Annotated in this window: 23 protein-coding genes; 8 read left to right on the forward strand and 15 right to left on the reverse strand. The window is 72.1% G+C overall.

The window, feature by feature from the left end; translation table 11 throughout:
- Positions 1–271: 271 nt before the first annotated feature.
- From KZ813_RS13820 to hisS, 5 genes are all read right to left on the reverse strand, one after another.
- A complete protein-coding gene (locus tag KZ813_RS13820) occupies positions 272–700 on the reverse strand; it encodes a CBS domain-containing protein (protein WP_219755575.1) in 429 nt (142 codons plus the stop codon).
- Positions 701–1,117: 417 nt separating this feature from the next.
- On the reverse strand, positions 1,118–1,945 hold the full coding sequence (locus tag KZ813_RS13825; protein ID WP_219755576.1) for a DUF4167 domain-containing protein: 828 nt from the start codon (positions 1,943–1,945) through the stop codon (positions 1,118–1,120).
- Between the two features lie 250 nt (positions 1,946–2,195).
- Positions 2,196–3,011 (reverse strand): peptide chain release factor N(5)-glutamine methyltransferase, encoded by an 816-nt coding sequence (prmC, locus tag KZ813_RS13830; RefSeq protein ID WP_219755577.1) that lies wholly within the window; start codon positions 3,009–3,011, stop codon positions 2,196–2,198.
- A gap of 567 nt (positions 3,012–3,578) precedes the next feature.
- Positions 3,579–4,658, reverse strand: coding sequence for a peptide chain release factor 1 (gene prfA, locus KZ813_RS13835; protein ID WP_219755578.1), 1,080 nt, complete (start codon positions 4,656–4,658; stop codon positions 3,579–3,581).
- Positions 4,659–4,809: 151 nt separating this feature from the next.
- Positions 4,810–6,033 carry a histidine--tRNA ligase gene (hisS, locus tag KZ813_RS13840; RefSeq protein WP_219755579.1) on the reverse strand — a complete coding sequence of 408 codons (1,224 nt, stop codon included), beginning with the start codon at positions 6,031–6,033 and terminating at the stop codon, positions 4,810–4,812.
- A 53-nt stretch (positions 6,034–6,086) separates the two neighbouring features.
- Here hisS and KZ813_RS13845 point away from each other — a divergent pair, with 53 nt between their 5' ends.
- The 5 genes from KZ813_RS13845 (at position 6,087) to ppa (ending at position 11,885) form a co-directional block, all read left to right on the forward strand.
- Entirely contained in the window at positions 6,087–6,770 is a 684-nt protein-coding gene (locus tag KZ813_RS13845) for a DUF1345 domain-containing protein (RefSeq protein WP_219755580.1), read from the forward strand.
- 139 nt (positions 6,771–6,909) lie between these two features.
- Positions 6,910–7,467, forward strand: coding sequence for a gluconate 2-dehydrogenase subunit 3 family protein (locus KZ813_RS13850; RefSeq protein ID WP_219755581.1), 558 nt, complete (start codon positions 6,910–6,912; stop codon positions 7,465–7,467).
- Between the two features lie 62 nt (positions 7,468–7,529).
- The gene (locus KZ813_RS13855; protein ID WP_219755582.1) at positions 7,530–9,206 is read left to right on the forward strand and encodes a GMC oxidoreductase; all 1,677 of its coding nucleotides are present in this window, start codon (positions 7,530–7,532) and stop codon (positions 9,204–9,206) included.
- Between the two features lie 137 nt (positions 9,207–9,343).
- Entirely contained in the window at positions 9,344–11,272 is a 1,929-nt protein-coding gene (locus KZ813_RS13860; RefSeq protein ID WP_219755583.1) for a M61 family metallopeptidase, read from the forward strand.
- A 34-nt stretch (positions 11,273–11,306) separates the two neighbouring features.
- Positions 11,307–11,885, forward strand: coding sequence for an inorganic diphosphatase (gene ppa, locus KZ813_RS13865; protein ID WP_219755584.1), 579 nt, complete (start codon positions 11,307–11,309; stop codon positions 11,883–11,885).
- A 183-nt stretch (positions 11,886–12,068) separates the two neighbouring features.
- Here the strand turns inward: ppa and KZ813_RS13870 are convergent, their stop codons facing one another.
- Genes KZ813_RS13870 through ispG form a run of 7 tightly spaced genes read right to left on the reverse strand, consistent with a single transcriptional unit; the run spans position 12,069 to position 15,872 of the window.
- Positions 12,069–12,404, reverse strand: a complete 336-nt coding sequence (locus tag KZ813_RS13870) for a TfoX/Sxy family protein (protein WP_219755585.1) — start codon at positions 12,402–12,404, stop codon at positions 12,069–12,071.
- Positions 12,401–12,724 carry a DMT family transporter gene (locus KZ813_RS13875; RefSeq protein WP_219755586.1) on the reverse strand — a complete coding sequence of 108 codons (324 nt, stop codon included), beginning with the start codon at positions 12,722–12,724 and terminating at the stop codon, positions 12,401–12,403. Before KZ813_RS13875 ends, KZ813_RS13870 begins: the two co-directional genes overlap by 4 nt.
- 1 nt (position 12,725) lies before the next feature.
- Positions 12,726–13,208 carry a GNAT family N-acetyltransferase gene (locus tag KZ813_RS13880; RefSeq protein ID WP_219755587.1) on the reverse strand — a complete coding sequence of 161 codons (483 nt, stop codon included), beginning with the start codon at positions 13,206–13,208 and terminating at the stop codon, positions 12,726–12,728.
- Entirely contained in the window at positions 13,205–14,107 is a 903-nt protein-coding gene (locus tag KZ813_RS13885) for a DMT family transporter (RefSeq protein WP_258046798.1), read from the reverse strand. The genes KZ813_RS13880 and KZ813_RS13885 overlap by 4 nt, the downstream gene beginning before the upstream one ends.
- Positions 14,104–14,484 carry a type II toxin-antitoxin system VapC family toxin gene (locus KZ813_RS13890; RefSeq protein ID WP_219755589.1) on the reverse strand — a complete coding sequence of 127 codons (381 nt, stop codon included), beginning with the start codon at positions 14,482–14,484 and terminating at the stop codon, positions 14,104–14,106. The genes KZ813_RS13885 and KZ813_RS13890 overlap by 4 nt, the downstream gene beginning before the upstream one ends.
- Positions 14,481–14,711, reverse strand: coding sequence for an AbrB/MazE/SpoVT family DNA-binding domain-containing protein (locus KZ813_RS13895; protein WP_219755590.1), 231 nt, complete (start codon positions 14,709–14,711; stop codon positions 14,481–14,483). Before KZ813_RS13895 ends, KZ813_RS13890 begins: the two co-directional genes overlap by 4 nt.
- Positions 14,712–14,747: 36 nt before the next feature.
- Positions 14,748–15,872: a flavodoxin-dependent (E)-4-hydroxy-3-methylbut-2-enyl-diphosphate synthase gene (gene ispG / locus KZ813_RS13900; protein WP_219755591.1), complete on the reverse strand. Its 1,125-nt coding sequence runs from the start codon at positions 15,870–15,872 to the stop codon at positions 14,748–14,750.
- A gap of 372 nt (positions 15,873–16,244) precedes the next feature.
- Here ispG and KZ813_RS13905 point away from each other — a divergent pair, with 372 nt between their 5' ends.
- Positions 16,245–17,411: an acyltransferase family protein gene (locus tag KZ813_RS13905; protein ID WP_219755592.1), complete on the forward strand. Its 1,167-nt coding sequence runs from the start codon at positions 16,245–16,247 to the stop codon at positions 17,409–17,411.
- Positions 17,412–17,433: 22 nt separating this feature from the next.
- Here KZ813_RS13905 and KZ813_RS13910 read toward each other — a convergent pair whose 3' ends face one another.
- Positions 17,434–19,803: a penicillin acylase family protein gene (locus tag KZ813_RS13910; protein ID WP_258046799.1), complete on the reverse strand. Its 2,370-nt coding sequence runs from the start codon at positions 19,801–19,803 to the stop codon at positions 17,434–17,436.
- 214 nt (positions 19,804–20,017) lie between these two features.
- Between KZ813_RS13910 and KZ813_RS13915 the strand changes: the two genes are divergently transcribed.
- The gene (locus KZ813_RS13915; protein WP_219755593.1) at positions 20,018–20,908 is read left to right on the forward strand and encodes a dienelactone hydrolase family protein; all 891 of its coding nucleotides are present in this window, start codon (positions 20,018–20,020) and stop codon (positions 20,906–20,908) included.
- 3 nt (positions 20,909–20,911) lie between these two features.
- The gene (locus KZ813_RS13920; RefSeq protein ID WP_219755594.1) at positions 20,912–21,517 is read left to right on the forward strand and encodes a glutathione S-transferase family protein; all 606 of its coding nucleotides are present in this window, start codon (positions 20,912–20,914) and stop codon (positions 21,515–21,517) included.
- 166 nt (positions 21,518–21,683) lie between these two features.
- Here KZ813_RS13920 and KZ813_RS13925 read toward each other — a convergent pair whose 3' ends face one another.
- Positions 21,684–22,010, reverse strand: coding sequence for a hypothetical protein (locus KZ813_RS13925; RefSeq protein ID WP_219755595.1), 327 nt, complete (start codon positions 22,008–22,010; stop codon positions 21,684–21,686).
- Between the two features lie 148 nt (positions 22,011–22,158).
- Positions 22,159–23,064 carry a flagellar motor protein MotB gene (locus tag KZ813_RS13930; RefSeq protein WP_219755596.1) on the reverse strand — a complete coding sequence of 302 codons (906 nt, stop codon included), beginning with the start codon at positions 23,062–23,064 and terminating at the stop codon, positions 22,159–22,161.
- Position 23,065 lies beyond the last annotated feature (1 nt).

Consider the following 23,065-nt stretch of genomic DNA (forward strand, 5'->3'; position numbering starts at 1 on the left):
AAACCGGACAACCGCCCATCCCCCGTATCCCTACCGGGGAGAACAGCGTCCTTCCTATCTGACGACCGACCAAGCAACGCTGCCTCAGCAGCCCGCCCCGTCCGGTGACGACGCATATATGCAGCACGCACAAATGGGTCAAACACTTTTTGCAATTTTATGTCGCGGCGCCGGTAAGCACTTATAAACACGCGGCTTTTACGCACCATACCGGTGCGGGGCGCGGCGACTCACGCTCGCGGCCGAATCGTCGCTCTCGCTGCGCCGTCGGTCAGACCTGCTGGATATAGTCGCGCATCGCCGCGGCCTCGGCCTCGATCCGTTCGATGCGATATTTGACCAGGTCGCCGATCGAGACGATCCCGCGCAGCGCGCCGTCCTCGATCACGGGGAGGTGGCGGATGCGCCGCTGCGTCATCAGCGACAGCGCGGCGAGTACCGGGTCCGCCGGCGCCGCGGTCACCGCGGGCGCGGTCATCACCGCGTCCACGCGCGCCTGGAGCACCCCGCTGTCGCCGCCGGCGAGCAGCCGCACCACGTCGCGCTCGGAGAACATGCCGCGCACCGCACCCGCCTCGACCACCGGCAGCGCGCCGATCCGGTGCTCCGCCAGCAGCGCGATCGCGCGCGCCACCGTCGTCTCGGGACTGACGGCGACGAGCGCGGCGCCCTTGCCGCGCAGGATGGCTGCGATGGTCATGACCCTCTCCTCCGTCGGTCGGCCCCGACGCGGGTGACCGCTCCTCGCCGCATCATCCTCTCTTCCGGAGGCAATGCAAGCGGCCGGACGAGGCCGGCCCTAGGCGGGGGCACGAAGGTGCGAGCAGGAGGATGCGGGATCGTCGCGCCGCGGCGCGGTGAGGCAGCGCGGGGTCGGTCGCGTCGGCGCTCGTCGGCGATCGGCCGCGGTGACGTGGGGAGACCGTCCCGGGCGACCCTGACGCCGCCGCGTCTCGTCACGTCGGCGCGGGACCGAACACCCTTACTCCGCGGGCGAGCCCGGTCGCCTCGTCGCGCGAGACGATCGGCGCCTGCCACCCGTCAGGCGCAGGAACGACGAAGGGCCGGCATCCCCTCGGACACCGGCCCCTCGCGATCACCTAAAAGCGCGCGGCGCTCACTCGGCCGGCGAGGCCTCCGCGGCGGCGCGGACGCGACGGCGGCGCGGCTTCGCGACGGGCTCGTCGCCCTCCACCGGCTCGGCCGGCGCCCCGAGCGCGGGTGGCAGCCGGTCGATGCCGAGCTCGGGCTCGCGCTCGTCCCGCGCGCCGTTCACCGCGGCCTCGACCGCCGCCTCGTCGCGCGGCTTGCGCGCGCGGCGACGACGCGGCGCGCCCTCGTCCCCCTCGCCCGCGGCGAGGTCGTTCGCCGGCGCGGCGGTCTCACGCGGTGTCGCGTCCATCTCGGCGGCCTCGCGCTGCGGGCGGCGCTCGTCGCGGCGACTCTCGCGGCGCGGCTCGCCCTGGTCGCGCGCCTCGCGGCGACCCTCATCGCGACGCCCGTCGTCACGGCGCCCCTCGTCGCGGCGCCCCTCCTCGCGACGGTTACCGTCGCGCTCGCGGCGCGGCTCGATCTCGCTGAGACGCTGCTGCTCGTCGGCGCGGATCGGCTCACCCTCGTCGCCGAAATCGTCGGCGTCGTCGAAGCCGTCGAAATCGTCGCGCTGGCGACGCTGATAGGGCTGGTCGTCGGAGCGGCCGCGCTGGTCGGCGAGCACCCGGAAATAATGGTCCGCGAACTGGAGATAATATTCGGTGTTGACGCGGTCGCCGGCCATCTGCGCGTCGCGCGCCATGTTGCGGTACTTCTCGTGCAGCTGCGCCGCGTTGCCGCGTGCGCGGCTGTCGATCCGATTGCCGCTGTCACGCTGCCCCTGGCCGCCGCCACCCTGACGCTGGCCACCACCACGGCCGCGACGGCGACCGTTCTGACGGTTGTTGATCAAATCACTGTCCTCGTCCTGGAACCAAAACCGGCACTTGCTCCCGATGCAACGGGTTGCAGTCGTTCCCCGGCGCCGCGTGTGCCGAGCACCGCAGGCCTGCCATGCCGCCGGACTGCAGCGGCTGATGACGAAGGGAGGGCCGTGCGCCCATCCAACACAACGAATGTCGTTGAGTTCGCGTGCCCCGACGCAGTCTGTAACGGCTCGGGCGGCGTTCTCAAAGCGAAATATGGGCGCGCGCCGCCCCGAATCAAGCCGTGAGGACGAGGCAGCGATCGCGTCCGGCCAGGTCCCGACGCAGCGCCGCGGCGAGCCCGGCGGCACGGAACAGGGCCGCGGCGCTCTCGCCCTGGTCGGCCCCGATCTCCACGCAGGCGATCCCGCCCGGCGCGAGCAGCCCGGGCAGCTGCGGCGCGATCACGCGATAGTCGTCCAGCCCGTCCTCGCCCGCGAACAGCGCGCCCGCGGGCTCGTAGCACCGCACCTCGTCGGGCAGCGCGGCGTCGGTCGCGACGTACGGCGGGTTGGCGAGCACCAGGTCGAAGCGCTCGGTGATCCCTGCGCCCCAGTCGCCGCGCGCGAACACGGCGCGGCGCGTCAGCCCCAGCGCGTCGGCGTTGGCGCGCGCCTGGTCGAGCGCGATGTCGGAACGGTCGACGCCGAGTCCGGTCGCGCCCGGCCACTCGGCGAGCGCGGCGAGCAGCAGCGTGCCGGGGCCGGTGCCGAGGTCGAGCACGCGCGCCGGCGTCCGCTCGCCGAGGCAGGCCGAGGCGGCCTCGAGCAGCGTCTCGCTGTCGGGGCGCGGGATCAGCGCGCCGGGGGCGACCGCCAGCTCGATCGTCCAGAAGCCACGGCGACCGGTGATATAGGCGACCGGCTCGTGCCGCGCGCGGCGCTCGACCAGCGCGGCGAAGCCCGGCGGCGCGTCCCGATCGTCGAGCGTGAGCAGCAGCCGCTCGCGCGTGATGCCGAGCGCGTGCGCGAGCAGCAGCTCGGCGTCGAGCCGCGGCGTGTCCGAGAAAGCGAAGCGCGCCGCGGCCGCGCGCAGGGCGTCGCGGGCGGTCATGCGCGACGGGGTCGGGACATCGGGGCCGCGCCGGCGTGCGGGGGCGCAGAGGGGGAGCGAGCGTGGCGGTGGCGTGCCTCGGCCGGTGGCGCGGCGTGCTCCCGCGCGGGCAGGAGCCCGGGACGATGGAGCCCAGGGCCATGTCGCGCGACGTGTCCGCCCCGGGGTTCCTGCGTTCGCAGGAACTCAGGGGTTGGTTCACGCGACGACGCGACGCCGCGAGGAGCAAGATCGTTCACGCGGAGGCACGGGGCCGCGGAGAAGGCGCGGGGGCGGCGCGCGCCGAGCGACGCGGCGTCGCGAGGCGATCGGCCGCCGCGCGACCGGGTCCGACACCCCTGCGCCCCCGCGGCTCGGCGCGAGGCCGCCCCGCCCGCCCGGAGGCGACCACCTTCGCGTCCTCGCGTCCTCGCGTGCCCCCCCTCGCGCGCTGCTTCGCCCCCAGCGCGCCACCGGGCCCGCGCGACGCCGATCACCCGCCCGTCGCGGCACCGCGCCGTCACAGCGGAAGACCCGCTCGACCGGCGGCGCTCGGCGCCACCCCGCCGCACGATGCCCGTCGCCGCGCTACGCCGCATCCAGCGTCGCGAGCCGCTCGGCCTCGTCCTCCGCCACCAGCGCGCCGATCAGCTCGTCCATGTCGCCCTGCAATATCTCGGGCAGACGGTGGAGGGTGAGGTTGATGCGATGGTCGGTCACGCGCCCCTGCGGGAAGTTGTAGGTGCGGATCCGCTCCGAGCGGTCGCCCGAGCCGACCATCGCCCGGCGCGTGCCCGAACGCTCGCTCGCCAGCCGCTCGCGCTCGGCCTCGTACAGCCGCGTGCGCAGCACCTTGAGCGCCTTGGCCTTGTTCTTGTGCTGCGACTTCTCGTCCTGCTGGATCACCACCAGCCCGGTCGGCAGGTGGGTGATGCGCACCGCGCTGTCGGTGGTGTTGACCGACTGGCCGCCCGGACCCGACGAGCGATAGACGTCGATGCGCAGGTCCTTGGCCTCGTCGATCTGGACGTCGACCTCCTCCGCCTCGGGCAGCACCGCGACGGTCGCCGCCGAGGTGTGGATCCGCCCGCCGCTCTCGGTGACCGGCACGCGCTGGACACGGTGCACCCCGCTCTCGAACTTGAGCCGCGCGAACACGCCCGCGCCGGTGACGCTGGCGACCACCTCCTTGTAGCCGCCCGCGTCGCTGTCCGAGGCGGAGATCAGCTCGACGCGCCAGCCCTGCCGCTCGGCGTAGCGCTGGTACATGCGGAACAGGTCGCCCGCGAACAGCGCCGCCTCGTCGCCGCCCGTGCCGGCACGCACCTCGAGCATCGCCGAGCGCTGGTCGGCGGCGTCGCGCGGCAGCAGCGCCAGCGCGAGACGGCGGTCGGCGTCGGCGAGCGCGGCGCGATTGTCGCGCAGCTCCTCCTCGGCCATGGCGCGCAGCTCGGCGTCGGCGTCCCCTGTCATGTAGGACAGGCTCTCGGCCTCCTGCCGCAGCCGGCGCACCTCGCCCGCGGCGAGCGCGACCGGCTCGAGCTCGGCATATTCCTTCGAGACCTGGACGAAGCGGTCGCCGTCGAGCGCGCCGCTCGCCATCATCGCGGCGAGCTCGTCGCGCCGCGCCTCGATCTGCCGGATGCGGTCGAGCGAGATCGCGGTCATCGGCCAATCCTCCCCGGCACGGGGAGGGGGACCGCGACGCGAAGCGGCGTGGTGGAGGGGGCTCTCCACGCAGCGCAGCGTTCGCGGAGCCCCCCCTCCACCATGCTGCGCATGGTCCCCCTCCCCGTCCCGGGGAGGATCGGCAGGGCCCTCACGCGAGCGCCTCCTCGGCGCGCGCCACCTCGCCCCGCAGCAGCCGCGCGCGCGTCGTCATCGCCGCGCCATCGTGCCCGAACACCAATGTCTCGGCCGGGTCGAGCTTCAGCGCCTTGTCGTAGCGCTTCTTGGGGGAGCCGGTCGCGACCAGCTCGGCCGCCAGCCCGACGCGCCGCAGCGTCGCCAGCGCAGCGACCGCCGCGCCGCCGGCGCGCTCATCCTCGACCACCACCGCGACGTCGGGCCGCTCCGCCTCGGGCTCCTCCAGCAGCATCGCCAGCCGCTCCACGCCCGCGGCCCAGCCCACGCCCGCGGTCGCGGGGCCGCCCAGGCTCTCGACCAGCCCGTCGTAGCGCCCGCCCGCCAGCACCGTCCCCTGCGCGCCCAGCCGGTCGGTGACGAACTCGAACGCGGTGTGCCGGTAATAATCGAGCCCGCGCACCAGCCGCGCGTCGCGCTCCCAGCGCACGCCCGCGGCGTCGAGCCCGGCGGTCACCGCGTCGAAGAAGGCGCGCGCCTCGTCGGTCAGGTACGCGTCGATGTCGGGCGCGCCGTCGGCGATCGGCCGGTCGCGCGGGTCCTTCGAATCGAGGATCCGCAGCGGGTTCTTCTCCAGCCGCGTTAGGCTGTCCTCGCTCAGTTCGCCGCGATGCGCGTCGAAATGCGCCACCAGAGCGGCGCGCCACGCCTCGCGCGTCGCCGCGTCGCCGAGCGTGTTGAGCTTGAGCGTCACGCCCCCGGCCACGCCCAGCTCGTGGAGCAGCTGGTCGGCCAGCGTCAGCAGCTCGACGTCCGCGGCGGGCTCGGGCGCGCCGAGGATCTCGGCGTCGATCTGGTGGAACTGGCGGTAGCGCCCCTTCTGCGGCCGCTCGTAGCGGAACACCGCGCCCGAGGTGACCAGCTTGAGCGGCGCGTACTGCTGCCAGCCGTTGCCGATATAGGCGCGCGCGATCCCGGCGGTGAACTCGGGGCGCAGCGTCAGCGAGTCGCCACCCTTGTCGGGGAAAGAGTACATCTCCTTCGACACCACGTCGGTGGTCTCGCCGATCGAGCGCGCGAACACCTGCGTGTCCTCGAACACGGGCACCTCGACCCGCTCGAAGCAGTAGAGGCGGCGGACTCGGTCGAAGGCGTCGAGCACGCGCGCGAAACGGCGCTGCTCGCCGCGGAAGATGTCCTGGGTGCCGCGGACACGGGCGGGTGGCTGGATACGGCTCATGATGGGTCGGCGTATCTAGGCGAGCGGCCGCGCGAGCGCTAGCCAATCGTCGCATGAGCACCGACCCGTCGCGCGACTCCGTCGCCCACCCGCTCCCCCCGCGCTGGTGGGGGATCGGCCGCAAGCTGGCGCCGCCGCGCTTCGTCCTGTTCGTGCTGGTGTTCGCGGGCGCGCTCGCCGCGGCGATCCCGCACCTGGGCAAGGGCCGCGGGGTGATGGCGGCGTTCGACCTCGCCGCGGCGGTGTTCCTGGTCTCGCTGATGCCGCTGTTCCGCCACGACACGCCCGCGCAGATGCGCCGCGCCTCGCGCGCCAACGACGCCAACCGCGCGCTGCTGCTGGCGGTGACCGGCGCGGTAACGCTGGCGATCCTGGTCGCGGTCGACTCCGAGCTCAAGGGCAATGAGAGCGGGCCGGGCAAGCTGCTGGTGATCGGCACGCTGGTGCTCGCGTGGCTGTTCTCGAACATGGTCTACGCGCTGCATTATGCGCACCTGTTCTACATGCCGGCCAAGGCGGGGGGCGACTCGAAGGGGATCGACTTCCCCGGCACGAGCGCGCCCGATTACTGGGATTTCCTGTATTTCAGCTACACGCTGGGGATGACCTTCCAGACCTCGGACGTGACGGTCGCCTCGGCCACCGTGCGCCGCGTGGTGCTGGGGCAATGCCTCGCCGGCTTCGTCTTCAACCTCGGGGTGATCGCCTTCAGCATCAACGTCCTGGGATCGAGCTGAGCGGGCGGGCCGCGTGGTACCGCTACCTTAAACGCATTGACGGCGACCGCCCGACGTGGAAACATCCGCCCCAACGACAGATAGGGGTGGGAGAGGATATGCGCGTCACTCACGGACTCCGTGCGCGCGGGCCACGGCGATGATCGACCGTCGCGAGGCGCTCGCCGGCGTGGTCGCGGTGTTCGGTGCGAACCTGTTCGCCCCGCTCGCCCGCGCCGCCGCCTATCAGCCCAACCCGGTGATCAACACGGGGCCGCCCGCCCCCGTCTTCACCGCCGCGCAGCGCGCCGCGGTCGCCGCGCTCAGCGAGCGCGTGCTGCCCACCACCGACACGCCCGGCGCGATCGCCGCGGGCGTGCCCGAGTATATCGAGCACATGATGGGCGACTGGGCGGTCGACGACGATCGCGCCACGATCCTGGGCGGCCTGGCCGCGATCGACGCGCGCAGCATGGCCGATTATAAAGTACCCGCCGCCAAGGCGACCGCGGCGCAGCAGGACGCGCTGCTGACGCTGGCGATGAACGACCAGCTGACCGGCGGGCTGCCCTTCTTCACCGCGTTCCGCCAGCTCGTCATCTCGGGCTATTACACCTCCGAGGTCGGGATCACGCAGGAGCGGCACTATCTGCCGGTCCCGGGCGACTATGACGGCGCCTATCCCTATTCCAAGGTCAAGCGCATCTTCTCGTCCTGAACCGCGCGGCGGCCAGCGCCGCCCCGGCTTACCCGACCCTCGATCCCGTGGACTCGCACATCATGGCAGCAACAGATCGCTTCGACGCCATCGTCATCGGCTCCGGCGTCAGCGGCGGCTGGGCCGCCAAGGAGCTCACCGAGAAGGGGCTGCGAGTCCTGATGGTGGACCGCGGCCGCATGGTCGAGCACGGCGAGGATTATCCCTTCGACGGCAAGCCCGCCTATGAGATACCGGCGCGCGACAAGATGCCCGCCGCGCTCGCCAAGCGCGACTATTTCGCGCTCAACGGCTGGGTCTCGCCCGCCACCCAGCCCTTCTTCATCAACGACCGGCTCAACCCTTACGACTATGACGCGCCCAACAAGTTCAACTGGGTGCGCCCCTCGGTGGTCGGCGGCAAGTCGCTGACCTGGGGCCGGTGGAGCTTCCGCTGGAGCCCCGCCGACTTCGAGGCGAACAAGCGCGAGGGCGTCGGCACCGACTGGCCGATCCGCTACGACGACGTCGCGCCCTGGTACGAATATGTCGAGAGGTATATCGGCGTCTCGGGCGGCAAGGAGAACCTGCCCTATCTGCCCGACAGCGAGTTCATGCCGCCCTTCCCGATGAACGTCGCGGAAGTGTGGCTGAAGGAGCGGCTGGAGCGCGAGTTCCCGGGCCGCAAGCTGATCAACGCGCGGCTCAGCAACATCACCGAGGACAAGCCCGAGCAGAACCGCTCGCGCTGCCAGAAGCGCGCGCAGTGCAGCCACGGCTGCAGCTTCGGCGCCTATTTCTCGACCCAGGCGGTCACGCTGCCCGCGGCGCGCGCGACCGGCCGGCTGACGCTGCGCTCGGACACATGGGCGACCAACGTCGAATATGATCCCCAGCGCAAGCGAGTCACCGGGGTGCGGCTGGTCGACGCCAAGACCGGGCGCGCCGAGGTGGTGCCGGCGCGCATGGTGTTCCTCTGCGCCTCGGCGATGAGCTCGATGCACGTGCTGCTCAACTCGCGCCCGGCCGACAGCCAGCGCAGCTGGTTCCACTCCAACGGCGCGCTCGGCAGCGGCGTGATGGACCATATCTTCCGAGTCGGCGTCTCGGGCGAGATCCCGGGCATGACCGATCTCGTCGAGTTCGGCCGACGCCCCGGCGGCGTCTACGTCCCGCGCTTCCGCAACCTCGTCGCCGAGGAGCTGCCGTTCAAGCGCGGCTACGGCTATCAGGGCCAGGCATTCCGCCAGGCCGCCGCGCCCGAGGGCTTCGGCGCGGGGATGAAGCACGCCATGCGCGAGTATGGCCCGTGGCGCTTCTCGATGGGCGCGTTCGGCGAGTGCCTGCCGTACGACGACAATCGCGTCATGCTCAACTTCGACAAGAAAGACCGTTTCGGCACCCCGCTGCTGCGCTTCGACGTGACGTTCCGCGACAATGAGATCAAGATGATGGACGACGCGCTCGAGCAGGGCCAGCTGATGCTGCGCCAGGCCGGGCTGACCAACGTCACCGGCGGCCGCGGCGCGCACGTGCCCGGTGAGGCGATCCACGAGATGGGTGGCGCGCGCATGGGGCGCGATCCCGGCACGTCGGTGCTCAACGGCTTCAACCAGGCGCATGACGCGCCCAACCTGTTCGTCACCGACGGGTCGCAGATGGCGTCGGTGTCGTGCGTCAACCCGTCGCTCACCTTCATGGCGATGACCGCGCGCGCCGCCGACCATGCGGTGAAGCAGATGAAGGCGGGGATGATCTGACCGACGCGGGGCGGCCTCGCGCCGTCCCGCGCGGCGAGACCCGTCACCAAGACTGACCTTTTTTCTGGCGAAGGGCTGGACGAGCGCCGCGCGCGCTCGCTACGCCCGATGTGACAACAGCACATCGGGACGCCGCCATGATCCGTCGCTTCGCCGCAGCCGCGCTGCTGGCCTCCACCGTCCTCGCCCCGGTCGGCGCCGCCGCGCAGGTGCCCGCGGGCAACAGCGCGCCGCAGCCGGTCCCCTTCGAGGACACGATCCCCGCGCCGCGCGACACGCCCTATCCCGGCACGATCCGCCTGAGCGTCGACGCGACCGACACCACGCGCGGCATCCTCCGCGTCACCGAGACCATCCCGGTGGCGCAGGCGGGCCATCTCGTCCTGCTCTTCCCCAAGTGGCTACCCGGCGCGCACAGCCCGCGCGGCGAGATCGAGAAGCTCGCCGGGCTGATCGTCACCGCGGGCGGCAAGCGGATCGAGTGGACGCGCGACCCGGTCGACGTCTTCGCCTTCCACCTCGACGTCCCCGCCGGGGCGCGCAGCGTGGAGGCGAAGTTCCAGTTCATCTCCGCCACCGCGGCCAACCAGGGCCGAATCGCGGTGACGCCGACGATGATCTCGCTCCAGCCCAACTCGGTGAGCCTCTATCCCGCCGGCTGGTTCACGCGGCAGATCCCGATCCAGATGACGGTGAGATACCCCGACGGCTGGACCGCGGCGGGCGCGCTCCAGGCGAAGGCGACCGGCTCGACCTACGCCTATGAGACCACCAACTACGAGGTACTGGTCGACAGCCCGATCCTCGCCGGCCGCTACGGCAAGACCTGGCCGCTGTCACCCAAGGTGAACCTCAACGTCTTCGCCGACGACCCCGCCGAGCTCGCCGCGACGCCCGAGCAGATCGCGGGACATCAGCGGCTGGTCGACCAGGCGGTGAAGACGTTCGGTGCGCAGCATTACGATCACTACGAGTTCCTGCTCTCGATCACCGACCAGCTCGGCGGCATCGGGCTGGAGCATCACCGCTCGAGCGAGAACGGCGTGACGCCGGGTTATTTCACCAAGTGGAACGACGGCCCCGGCCGCCGCAACCTGCTGCCGCACGAGTTCACCCACAGCTGGGACGGCAAGTTCCGCCGCGGCGCGGACCTGTGGACCCCCGACTTCCGCACGCCGATGCGCGACTCGCTGCTATGGGTGTACGAGGGGCAGACGCAGTTCTGGGGCTATGTCCTCCAGGCGCGGTCGGGGCTGGTGAGCAAGCAGGACACGCTCGACCAATATGCGGCGGTCATGGCGCTGTACGACAGCCAACCCGCCCGACAGTGGCGCGACCTCATCGACACCACCAACGACCCGATCATCTCGTCGCGCCGCCCCAAGGGCTGGACCAGCTGGCAGCGCAGCGAGGACTATTACAACGAGGGGCTGCTCGTCTGGATGGACGTCGACTCGCTGCTGCGCGAGAAGTCGGGCGGCACCAAGTCGATCGACGACTTCGCGCGCGCCTTCTTCGGCGTGCGCGACGGCGACTGGGGCGAGCTGACCTATACGTTCGACGACGTCGCCAAGACGCTCGACGGCCTCGTGCCCTGGGATTGGGCGGGTTACCTCCGGCGCCGGCTGACCGAACATGCCGAGGGCGCGCCGATCGAGGGATTCGCGCGCAACGGCTATCGCCTGACCTATAGTGAGACACCGACCTCGTCGTTCAAGTCGGCCGAGACGAGCGCGCACAACACCAACCTGACCTATTCGGGCGGGATGATCCTGGACGCGTCGGGCAATCTCACCGGCGTCACCTGGGACAGCGCCGCCTTCGCCGCGGGGCTCACCGTGGGCGACCAGGTCGTCGCGGTGAACGGCGACGCCTATTCGGCCGACAAGCTCAAGGCCGCGATCACCGCCGCGAAGACGAGCAAGACACCCATCCAGCTGATGGTTAAGGCGTCGGATAGATTCCGCAGTGCAGCGCTCGACTATCACGGCGGGCTGCGCTACCCGCGGTTGCAGAAGATCGGCACCGGCGACGGTGGCCTCGATCGTCTCCTGGCGCCCCGCTGACTCGCGGGGCGTTGCCGCTAGTAAGGGGAAGCGCATGCGTATCGATCTGATTCCCGTCGGCAAGGATCCGCCCGACGATCTCAACGTGGTGATCGAGGTGCCGACCGGCGGCGAGCCCGTGAAATATGAGTTCGACAAGGCCTCGGGCGCCTTGTTCGTCGACCGCATCCTCCACACGCCGATGCGCTACCCGGCCAATTACGGCTTCGTGCCGCACACGCTCTCGCCCGACGGCGACCCGCTCGACGCGCTGGTGGTCGCCCGCTCGCCGTTCATCCCGGGCTGTGTCGTGCGCGCCCGCCCGATCGCGGTACTCAACCTCGAGGACGAGGCCGGCGGCGACGAGAAGCTGGTCTGCGTGCCGGTCGACTCGACCTTCCCTTATTATGCCAACGTCGGCGAGAAGGACGATCTGCCTGAGATCGTCTTCCAGCAGATCGAGCACTTCTTCACCCATTACAAGGATCTGGAGAAGATGAAGTGGGTGCGCATCGGCACCTGGGGCGGCCGCGAGGAAGCGCGCCGCATCACGCTCGAGGCGATCGCGCGCTACAATGAGGCGAAGGCCGAGGGCGAGGAGCCGCACGACTTCGCCGTGCCCGGGCGCGGCTGAGCGGACGCGAGGAGTGGATGGGGCCGGCGGCTGAACCGCCGCTCAGGGCCGCGGCCCTCGCCTGTCCCGGCGTTTTCCCCACGTCCCGTCATCCCCGCCTCCGCGGGATGACGGGACGTTGGGAGAGAAGCCGTCGAGCATCACCGTGACGTCCCGTGAGCGACTGGGTCGGCGAGACGCGCCCTACCCCGCCGCGCGCCGCCCCGCCGCTACCCCCAGCATCGCCCAGGCGCGCATCGCCTCGGCGTCGTCGTGGACCTCCTCGGGCGCGCGACGATAATCGATCGAGGCGGTCCGCCCCGCGCGCGCGTAGTGGAAGCGCTCGCACCCGGCCGCGTCCCATGCCGCGTCGCTCGCCGCGTCGGCCTTGAACCACAGCGCGCCGTCCCCGGTGACCAGCGCGAAGATCACGCCGTCGAGGTACAGCGCCGCGCCCCCCATCATGCGCCGGTGGCTCACCGCGCCGAGCGGCGCCATCGCCTCCGCGACCAAGTCGACCAGGTCGCGATCGAGCGTCACGCGCCCGAGCCCAGCAGCTTCAGCCCCGCGATGCACGCCACCGCGCCCAGGATCAGCAGCAGCCGCACCGGCGTCGCCGGCTCGCCGTACCAGACGATCCCGATCAGCACCGTGCCGAGCGCGCCGATCCCGGTCCACACCGCATAAGCGGTTCCCATCGGGATCGACCGCGCCGCATGTTCGAGCAGCAGCATCGACAGCGACACCGAGGCGAGGAAGCCCAGCGTCCAACCGAGGTGCCGGAACCCCTCGACGTTGCGCAGGCAGGTGGTGAAGCCCACCTCGAACAGCCCGCCCGCGATCAGCCACAGCCACGCCACCTCAGCCGCGCCCCGCCAGCCGCGCCAGCGCCGCGCCCTCGACCCGCTGCACCGTCCACTCGTCCTGCGCGATCGCCCCCTTGGCGCGGTAGAAGTCGATCGCCGGCGTGTTCCAGTCGAGCACCCACCATTCGAACCGCGCATAGCCGCGGTCGAGCGCGATCCCCGCCAGCCGCGCCAGCAGCGCCGCGCCCACGCCATGGCCGCGCGCCTCGGGCGCGACGTACAGATCGTCGAGCCACAGCCCGCGCCGCCCGGTCCAGGTCGAGAAGGTGACGTAGAAGATCGCGAAGCCCACCGCCGCGCCGTCGCGCTCGGCGATCAGCGCCTCGGCGGCGGGGGGCTGATCGAACAGCGCGGCGCGGAGCATCGGCTCGGTCGCCTCCACCGCGTCGGGCGCGCGCTCGAACGCGGCGAGCTCGCGCACGAAGCGCAGGATCACGGGGACGTCGGCGGGCGCGGCGGGGCGGATCGAGACGGTCATGCCGTCCCCTCTAGCGCGGGACGCGGCGCGGCGCGACGCCGCGCGCCGTACAGACATGCCGCGACGATGATCGCCGCGCCCGCCAGCGTGGTGGTCGCGACTCGCTCGCCGAACACCGCCCAGCCGAGCAGCGCGGCATAGACGAAGGAGGTGTATTCGGTCGTCGCCAGGAACCCCGTCTCGCCGTGCGCATAGGCCCAGCCGAGCAGGAACAGCGAGCCCGTCGCCAGCGCCGCCGCGACCGCGATCTGCCACCAGTGCGCCACGGGCGGCACCGCCGCGAGCCAGGGTGCGGCGAGCGCGAGGAGCGCGGCGAGCACCGCCGACTGGACGAAGGCGATCTCGCGCGCGTCCGCCGCCTGGCTCTGCAGCCGCGCGACGACGAGGTTGGCGGCGTACAGCACCGCCGAGGCGAGGATCGCGGCGGCGCCGTGCAGCCCCTCGGGCCCGAGCGCGAGCCGCGCGTGCCCCGCGAGGATCACGCCGACCCCGACGAGCGCGGCGAGCGAGGCGGCGACCACTCGCGTTCCCACCCGCTCGTGCAGGAACAGCGCGCCGAGCAGCAGCGCGAGCAGCGGCGCGACATAGGTCAGCGCGATCGCCTGCGCCATCGGCACGCGCGCGAGCCCCCAGAAGAACAGCAGCGCCATCGCGGTGGTGATCGCGCCGCGGGTGAGGTGCAGCCGCAGCGCGCGCGGCGTCGGGCGCCGCCCGCCCCCGGCGCGCCACACCGCGCCGCCGATCAGCGCGGCGAGCAGCGCGCGCCAGAACAGCGCGTTGTAGACGCCGATCGCGAGGGTGAGCGCCTTCATGAAGGCGTCCATGATCGAGAACAGCCCGATCCCCGCCGCCGCCACCGCGAAGGCGAGCGCGGGCGACAGCGCGCGCGCGGCGGTCAACGGATCAGGCGGACGTCGATGCCGAGATCGAGATCGGCCCATCGACGATCCGACGTCAGTACCGGCATGTCCAGCCGCTGTCCCAGGGCCAGGCAGACTCGATCACCGAGCGAAAGACCCAGATGGCGGCTGAGCGGACGCAGCCGCGCCGCGCGGATCGCATCGTCCTCGCCATGCTCGACATGATCGAGGGACAGCGAGTTCAGGATGCGGAGCACCAGCTCCGGGGCGAGATCATGCTCCATCGTCACGGTCAACACCTCGGTCAGATTGACCGTGGAGAGAAGGAAAGGACCGTCGTGGCCGGCTAGCAGCTCACCGCCCGGTTCGTCGAGAAGGTAGGCGAGGACGACCGACGAGTCGACGACCCCCCTCACTCGCCGCAGTCCTCCCGCCGCTCGCGGAGGAACTGGTCGACGGTATAGCCCTTCATCGCCTCGCGCAGCTGCGCGAGCGCCGCTGCCGGGTCGTCGCGCCGCATCGCGATCCGCTCGCCGTCACTCTCTAGCGCGACGCTGTCGCCGTCCTTGATCCCGAATTCTCGACGCAGATCCGCGGGGATGACGATCTTGCCGCCCGCGATCACCTTGGCGTGATAGGTCATGTCAGGCCCTCCAGGGCCTGACTTATAGCACCCGCCCTATTCCGCCGCGAGCGCCGCCGCCGCGTCGCGCGCCTCGATCTCGGCCGCCTTGGCCTCGACCAGCCGGACGATATGCTCGACCATGTCGGCGTCCTGGACGTGATGGTCGGTCACGCCCGACAGGTACACCATGTGGCGCCCGTTGCCGCCGCCGGTGATGCCGATGTCGGTCTCGCGCGCCTCGCCCGGGCCGTTCACCACGCAGCCGAGCACGCTCAGCGACATCGGCGTGCGGATATGCTGGAGCCGCTCCTCCAGCGTCTGCACCGTGCGGATCACGTCGAAACCCTGGCGCGCGCAGCTCGGGCAGCTGACCACGCGCACGCCGCGGTTGCGGATGCCGAGCGCCTTGAGGATCTCGAAGCCGACGCGCACCTCCTCCTCGGGCTCGGCCGAGAGCGAGACGCGGATCGTGTCGCCGATGCCGAACCACAGGAGCGAGCCCATGCCGATCGACGACTTCACGGTGCCGCCGATCAGCCCGCCCGCCTCGGTGATGCCGAGGTGGAGCGGGCAGTCGACCGCGTCCGCCAGCTGCTGATAGGCCGCCACCGCGAGGAACACGTCGGACGCCTTCACCGCCACCTTATATTCGTGGAAGTCGTGGTCCTGCAGCAGCTTGATATGGTCGAGCGCGCTCTCGACCAGCGCCTCGGGGCAGGGCTCGCCGTATTTCTCGAGCAGGTCCTTCTCGAGGCTGCCCGCGTTGACGCCGATGCGGATCGCGCAGCCGTTGGCCTTGGCGGCACGCACCACCTCGGCGACGCGGTCGGACGAGCCGATGTTGCCCGGGTTGATACGAAGGCACGCCGCGCCCGCGTCCGCCGCCTCGAGCGCGCGCTTGTAGTGGAAATGGATGTCGGCGACGATCGGCACCTTGGCGGCGCGGACGATCTGGCCGAGCGCGGCGGTGGAGGCCACGTCCGGGCAGCTGACGCGGACGATGTCAGCGCCCGCCTCCTCGCAGCGGCGGATCTGATCGATCGTCGCGCGCGCGTCGTCGGTGGGCGTGTTGGTCATCGTCTGCACGGTGACCGGCGCGCCGCCGCCGACGGGGACGTTGCCGACCATGATCTGGCGGCTCTCTCGGCGCGCGATGTCGCGCCACGGACGGATGGACATGGCGCCCCATATACATGCGCGGCGTGACGGTTGGAAGGCGGCGGGATCGCGGGGAAGCCCCGCCCCCGACGGAGGTCGTCGCGGCCCCGCTCGACCCACGTCCCTCGCCATTGTGTTCCGGCGAGAGCCGGGATCCGGCGCCGAGCGACACTGCGCCTGATGGGGAGCGAGGCCTGGGCTCCTGCGCGCGCAGGAGCACGAAAAAGGCTCTCGCGACGATCCCCCGAGGGCGAGGGGAATGTACGACTTCCTGCCTCGCCTGAGGAATAGGGCTGGCGTGCGCGTCGCCAAGGGGCGCGCTGCCACGGGTCGCCTCCCCGCGGCGCCACCGCCACCTCGCGCAAACGCGGCGTTAATGCTAGGCGCGCCGCGATGCAGCGGCATTACGGCCTCGACTGGCTCCGCATCGGGGCGTTCGCGATCCTCATCCTCTACCATGTCGGGATGGTGTTCGTGCCGTGGGACTTCCACGCCAAGCTGCCCGGCGCCTGGTGGGTGGCGGTGCCGATGATGGCGTCCAACCCGTGGCGACTGGCGCTGCTGTTCGTCGTCTCGGGCTATGCCAGCCGCGCGCTGATGATCCGCAACAGGAAACCGTGGCGCTTCGCGCGCCAGCGCTCGCTGCGGCTGCTCGTGCCGCTCGTCTTCGGCGTGGCGGTGATCGTGCCGGTGCAGCCCTGGGTCGAGCTCGGCGAGAAGTTCGGCTACCCGCACGGCTTCCTCCATTTCTACCGGCACGATTACTGGCGCTTCGCGATGCTGGGGCCGATCGTGCTGCCGACCTGGAACCACCTGTGGTTCGTCGGCTATCTGTGGGTCTACACGCTGGTGCTGGCGCTCGCCGCCGGGCTGTTGCCGCCCGCCGTCACCGCGGCGGCGCAGCGCGGCTTCGCCTTCGTCATGCGCGGGCCCGCGCTGCTGGCGCTGCCGATGGGCTGGATGGTGCTGGTCAATCTCGCCCTCTTCCCCGGCGCGCGCGAGACCCACGCGCTGGTCGACGACTGGGTCGCGCACGCCAGCTACTTCCCCGCCTTCCTGTTCGGCTACGCGCTCGCCCGCGCGCCGGCCACGCTCGCCGCCTTCGTGCGGCAGTGGAAGCCGACGGCGGCGCTCGCGCTCGCCGCCTACGCGCTGGTGGCGGGCATCGAGATCCGCTGGCCGGGCAACACCATGCCCCCGCCCTGGGGCAATGTCTTCGCGATCGCGCGCGCGGTCGAGGGATGGAGCGCGGTGGCGGCGCTGATCGGCTATGCCGATTCGCACTGGAACCGCGACCAGCGCTGGCGCCCGATGCTGACCGAGGCGGTGTTCCCCTTCTATATCGTCCACCAGTCGATCATCGTGCTCGCCGCCGACGCGCTGCGGCCGCTGGCACTGCCGGGCTGGGCCGAGTTCGCGCTGCTGGTGGCGGCGACGGTCGCGGGCTGCTGGGCCTTCTACCTGATCGGCCGCGCGATCGGGCCGCTGCGCCCGCTGATCGGGCTGCGCCGACACGCCTCGCGCCGCACCCATGTCGACCCGCGGCCCGCGCTGGTCTGAACGGCGACGATCGCGCACGCCCTCACCGCGCCCCCGCGGGCAGCAGCACGTGGCGCGCCGCGGCGTGCGAGTCGACCGCGGCGCGACCGAACAGCATCGGCAGCATGCGACCCGCGACCCAGGGACCGTAATGGTCGCCGTAGTGCGGCGACCGCGGCTCGTTCGACTGGCCGGGCAGGTTGAGCATCAGCGAGCGATCCCACTCCCCGACGTCGATCACCTGGAGATAGCTCGCGCCGCCGCGCGTGCGCCAGTCCGGCCCGTCGCCGGGCCAGCGCGCCATCACGGTATAATCGTCGCCACCCGAGCCGGCGCCCGCGATCGGCGGGAAAGCGGCGGCGATCGCGGGGATGCGGGCCAGCGGATGCCGGATCGTCACGCGGTGAAGTCGGTCCCAGCGCCACGTCCGCGCGTCCGGTCCCATCAGCACCGCGGCGCGGTCCCAGGCGCTGGCCAGCGCGGCGGCGAGCAGCGCGTCGCGCGCCCCGACCGGGTCGGCGCCGAGTCGCCGGTCGGGGTGCGCGAGCAGGTCGAGCAGCACCGCGGGCGCGATCGCGGTGACGAGGTGGCGCGCGCGCGCGGGCACGATCGCGGCGAGCGCGCGCCGACCGAGCTCGCGCCACAGGATCTCGAACAGCGCGGCGGCGGCGCTGTCGCCGTCGACCCGCGCGTCCCAGCCGCGCAGTAGCGCCAGCGCGGGCGAGGCGCCAGCGGGCAACAGCGCCAGCAGCTGCCGCGCCGGGGCGGACAGCGTGTCGTGCTGGAGCGCGACGCTGTCGGCGAGCGTGTGGCGCGGCTGCGTCGCGAGCACCGCGGCGATCCGCTCGTAGCGATAGGGATCGCGGAAGGAGTGCGCCGGCACGCGGTCACGCGGCCAGCCCGCGGGCAGATTGTCCTGATTGGCGGAGGCGAACCAGCCTTCGGGCGGGTCATAGACGCTGGGCAGCGCGCGGTGGTCGCGATAGCCGGTCCAGTCGTAGCGGCCGTCACCCGGCACCGGCAGCAGCCCGTCGCCGCGTCGCCGCTGCGGGGTGAAGCCGATCGCCCGCCAGCCGTGGTTCCCCGCCACGTCGGCATAATGGAAGTTCGTCGGCGCGGGGTGGAGCGCGAACGCCGCGTCCAGTTCCCGCCAGTCGCGCGCGAGATTGATCGCGATCATCGCGAACGCGCCGCTCGCGCCCGGCTGGAGCGCGATCGAGCCGAGCGCGGTGGCGCGGCGCCTCGCCGGGTCGTGGCTCACCACCGCGCCGTGGACCGAGTGGCGCAGCGTCGCGCGGTGCGGCGCCCCACCCTTCACCGGTATCGCGACCGCGCGCGTGTCGAACGCCTTCCACCCGCCGCCGTGGCGATAGCGCTCGGGATCGGCCGGGTGGAGCTCGAGGACGAACAGGTCCTCCTGGTCGATCTGGAAGTTGGTGCGGCCGAAGGCGTAGCGGTCGGTATGGCCCTGCATGATCCCGGGCAGCCCCGGTGCGCCCGCGCCGATCACGTCGAGCCCGGGTGCGCTGAGGTGCGCGACATGGCGCGGCCCGAAGCCACCGAGCCCCAGATGGGGGTCGTTGGCGAGGATCGCGCGGCCGGTCGCGCTGCGCGAGGGCGCGACCGTCCACGCGTTGCTCCCGGCGTTGGCGGCGTCGAGCCGCTCGTCGCGCGTCGGCGTGTCCGGACCGAAGGGCGGGTCGCCGAGGTCGAGCGCGGCGAGATCGGCGTCGCTCACCGCGGCGACGTCGAGCCCCTCGGGCACGCGCAAGGCCGCGGCGGGGCGCAGCGGCGCCATCACCGCGTCGAGCGCGAGCAGACCCAGCGCGGCGAGTTGGGCGCGGCGCAGCTCGTCGTCGACGTTGCCCGCGGCCGCCCCGCGCGCCAGCACGAGGTCGCGCACGTCCCAGCGCAGCGGGGTCACGCCGAGGATGGCGTATTCGGGCGGCAGCAGCGCGCCGTCGAGCGCCACCTCGTCGACGCGCGCGTTGATCCCGGCGACATAGGCGCGCGCGCAGGCGAGCACATCGGCCGGCACCCGCGCCAGCTCGGCGTCGAGGTCGCCGCGATAGTGGAACAGCCGCGCGCTGGCGTCGTGCGGCGCGAAGTCGGCGCCGAACGCCTCGGCGAGCCGGCCGAGCGCGCGGCGGTGCGCGAGGTCGATCTGGAAGAGCCGGTCGCGCGCGACGACATAGCCCTGGCCCAGGAAGGCGTCGGGGATGGTCGCCGCGCGGACATGCGGCACGCCGTGGACGTCGTCGACGATCTCGACCGGCGCGGCGAGGCCGGGCGCGCGAGTCGGGCGCGGCACCGACACCGCGGTCGCGCGGGCGGCGGGGGCGAGCGCGAGCGTCGCGGCCGAGCCCAGCAGGAAGGAGCGGCGGTCGAGCAACGGATCTCCCTGTCGTGCCATCGTCGTGCCATCGTCCCGCCCGCGGCGACGCGCCGGGCCCCGCGACCGCTCGCGGCCGGGGGACGGCGCCGGCCGGCCCGCGCGCCCGAGCAGGAGGGAGCGACGCTCTAGCCCGACCGGGCGGGCCACGCCAGCAGCGCCACTCGCGCATGGCCCCGGCGCGCCCGCCCCGCTAGGCTCCTGCCCGAGAAGCGACGAATCACGGGAGCGGGCGATGGACCGGAACGACCCTGGGCTGCGCGACGCCGCGGTGCGGCTGTACGACGACTTCACGCACGAGCATCGCGACCGCCGCACGCTGCTGCGCCAGATGACCGCGCTGGCGGGCTCGGCGGCGGCGGCGGAGGCGCTGATCCTCGGCATCGCCGCCAGCCCCGCCAGCGCGGCGCAGGTCGACCCGGCGGACAAGCGACTGATCACGCGCAAGGGCGGCTTCAAGCTGGCGAGCGGCGGCAGCATCACCGGCTATTTCGCCGCGCCCCGCCAGGCCGCGGGCAAGCTCGGCGCGGTGATGGTGATCCACGAGAATCGCGGGCTGCAACCGCATATCGAGGACGTCGCGCGCCGCGTCGCGCTCGCCGGTTTCTTCGCGCTCGCGCCCGATTTCCTGTCGAGCGCGGGCGGCACGCCGACGGACGAGGACAAGGCGCGTGAGCTGATCGGCCGGCTCGACTATGACGCCACGATCGCCACCGCGGTCGCGGTGGTGACCCGGCTGGGTCGGCGTGCCAACGGCAACGGCAAGGTCGGCACGGTGGGCTTCTGCTGGGGCGGCGCGCTCGTCGACCGGGTCGCGCTCGCCGCCGGGCCGGCGCTGGCCGCGGGGGTGAGCTATTACGGCCCCGCCCCGGACCCCGCCGAGGCGACCAGGCTCCAGGTGCCGCTGCTGCTCCACTATGCCGGCAAGGACGCCCGCGTGGCGCAGACCGCCGAGCCCTGGGTCGCCGCGCTGCGCGCCGCCGGCAAGCCGTTCGAGGCCTTCACCTATCCCGGCGTCGACCACGCCTTCAACAACGACACCTCGGCGGAGCGCTACGACAAGGCGGCCGCCGACCTCGCCTGGCAGCGCACCACCGCCTTCCTCCACCAGCATCTGGACGCCTGACCGATGACTCTCACCTTCTTCACCCACCCGCGGTCGCGCAGCCGCAGCGCGCGCTGGATGCTCGAGGAGATCGGCGCGCCCTATGAGTCGGTGGTGATCGACTTCGACAAGAAACCCGCCGCGCTGCTCGAGGCCAACCCGCTCGGCAAGGTGCCGGTGATCGTCCACGACGGGCAGGTGGTGAGCGAGGCGGCGGCGATCTGCGCCTATCTCGCCGAGGCCTTCCCCGCGGCCGGGCTCGCGCCGCGCGGCGACGAGCGCGCCGCCTATTACCGCTGGCTGTTCTTCGCGTCGGGCCCGCTCGAGGCGGCGATGGTCGACAAGGCGCTCGGCGTGCAGGTGCCCAAGGAGCGCGAGGGGATGGTGGGCTATGCCAGCTTCGCGCGCGCGGTCGACGCGTTCGAGCAGGCGCTGGCCGAGCGCGACTATGTCGCCGGCGACCGCTTCACCGCGGCGGACGTGTTCGTGGGCAGCGCGGTGGGCTTCTTCACCGGTTTCGGGCTGCTCGAGCCGCGCGAGACCTTCATGGCCTATCTCGACCGCGTGCGCGCCCGCCCGGCGTGGCAGCGCGCCAACGACATCGACGAGGCGCTGCTCAAGGGGAAGTAGCGACGGCGCCACGCTCCCCTTTTCACTTTTTCCCGGCGAAGGCCGGGGCCGAGGGGGTGGCGAGGAGCGGCGCGACCGCGCCGCGTGGCGCGGACAGTTCGGGAGGACCGAACCGTCCGCTCCGCCGATGGGCCCCCACCCGGGCGGGGAGCAGGCCCATGTCGCCTCAGCGACGATACTGGCGCCGGTCGTGCTTGTCGTAGCGCACCCGCGCGCTCAGCGCGTCGAAGCGGCGGTCGAGGTCGCGGCGCTCCGACATCGACAGGCCGTCGCGGCGGTAGCGACCCTCGAGCGCGGCGAGCTGCCGCGATTCGGCGCGGACGCGGCGCGCCTCCACGCGGGTCAGCGCGCCCGAGCGGATGCCCTGGTCGATGCGCTGGTCGAGCCGCGCCTGGCGCTGGTTGATCGACTGCCACGGCGCCGCGCTGGCGATCCCCGGCACGACGACGGCGGCGAGCCCGAGCCCGGCGATCACGGTCTTGAGACGGTTCATGTCACGCTCCTTTACACTCGGCCGCTGGGTCGCGGCCCGGTGAAGAGAGAGATAGAACTCGTCCTTGGCGAAAGTGTCCCAGCGCGCGGACGAAAGTGTAACCGACTGTCGCGGCGCTGCGATCTCCGTTCAGCTCGGCGACGGCGCCTCAGTCGCCGAACGTGCCCGCGCGGTACAGCAGCGTGATCGCGACGCGGCGGTTGCGTGGGTCCTGCGGGTTGTCCGCCACCATCGGCTCGCGGTCGGCCACGCCCTCGATCCGGTTGAAGCGCGTCTCGGGCAGCCCCGCCAACGCGAGCCGGCGGCGAGTCGCCTCGGCGCGGCCCGACGACAGCATCCAATTGTTCATCGCGCGCGGGTCGCCCCAGGCGAGGCTGTCGGTGTGGCCGCGGATCATGATCGGGTTCGGCATATCCTTGATGCCGCGCGCCACCAGCCCGATCAGCTCGGCCGCCTCGGGCTCGAGCGCGGTCGTGCCGAGCGCGAACATCGAGTAATCGGCGTCGTCGACCAGGTCGATCCGCAGGCCCTGCGGCGTCATCGTGAAGCGGATGTGCTTGGCCAGCCGCGCCAGCTCCTTGGTCTCGGCGATGCGCTTCATCACCTCGTCGCGCAGCTTGGCGAAGTTCCTGGCGTCCTCCTTGGTCGCCTGCGCCGCGCTGCGCAGCGAGCCCTTCGGCCCGAAGCCCTTCACCTCGGCGTTCTGCGGCGTGGAGGTGACGATCGCCACCGCGCGGATGTCCGACATGCCCGCCTTGGGGCCCATCTTCATCTTGGAGGTGAGCGATTCGCCGCCGAACAGACCGTTGCCGCCGATGCCGACGCGCTTCTTGTCGATCAGCGTCGGCGCGAAATAGTCGGCGATGCCCTTGCGCTGCTTCTCGGTGGTGGCGCCGAGCAGCCACAGCAGCAGGAAGAAGGCCATCATCGCGGTGACGAAATCGGCGTAGGCGACCTTCCACGCGCCGCCGTGGTGGCCGCCGCCGCCCTCGATGTAGATCTTCTTGTAGATGATCTTCGGCGGGACGTTCGCGCCGTGCGGGGCCTTGGCCATG

It is taken from the genome of Sphingomonas folli (assembly GCF_019429525.1).
Lineage (GTDB): Bacteria > Pseudomonadota > Alphaproteobacteria > Sphingomonadales > Sphingomonadaceae > Sphingomonas > Sphingomonas folii.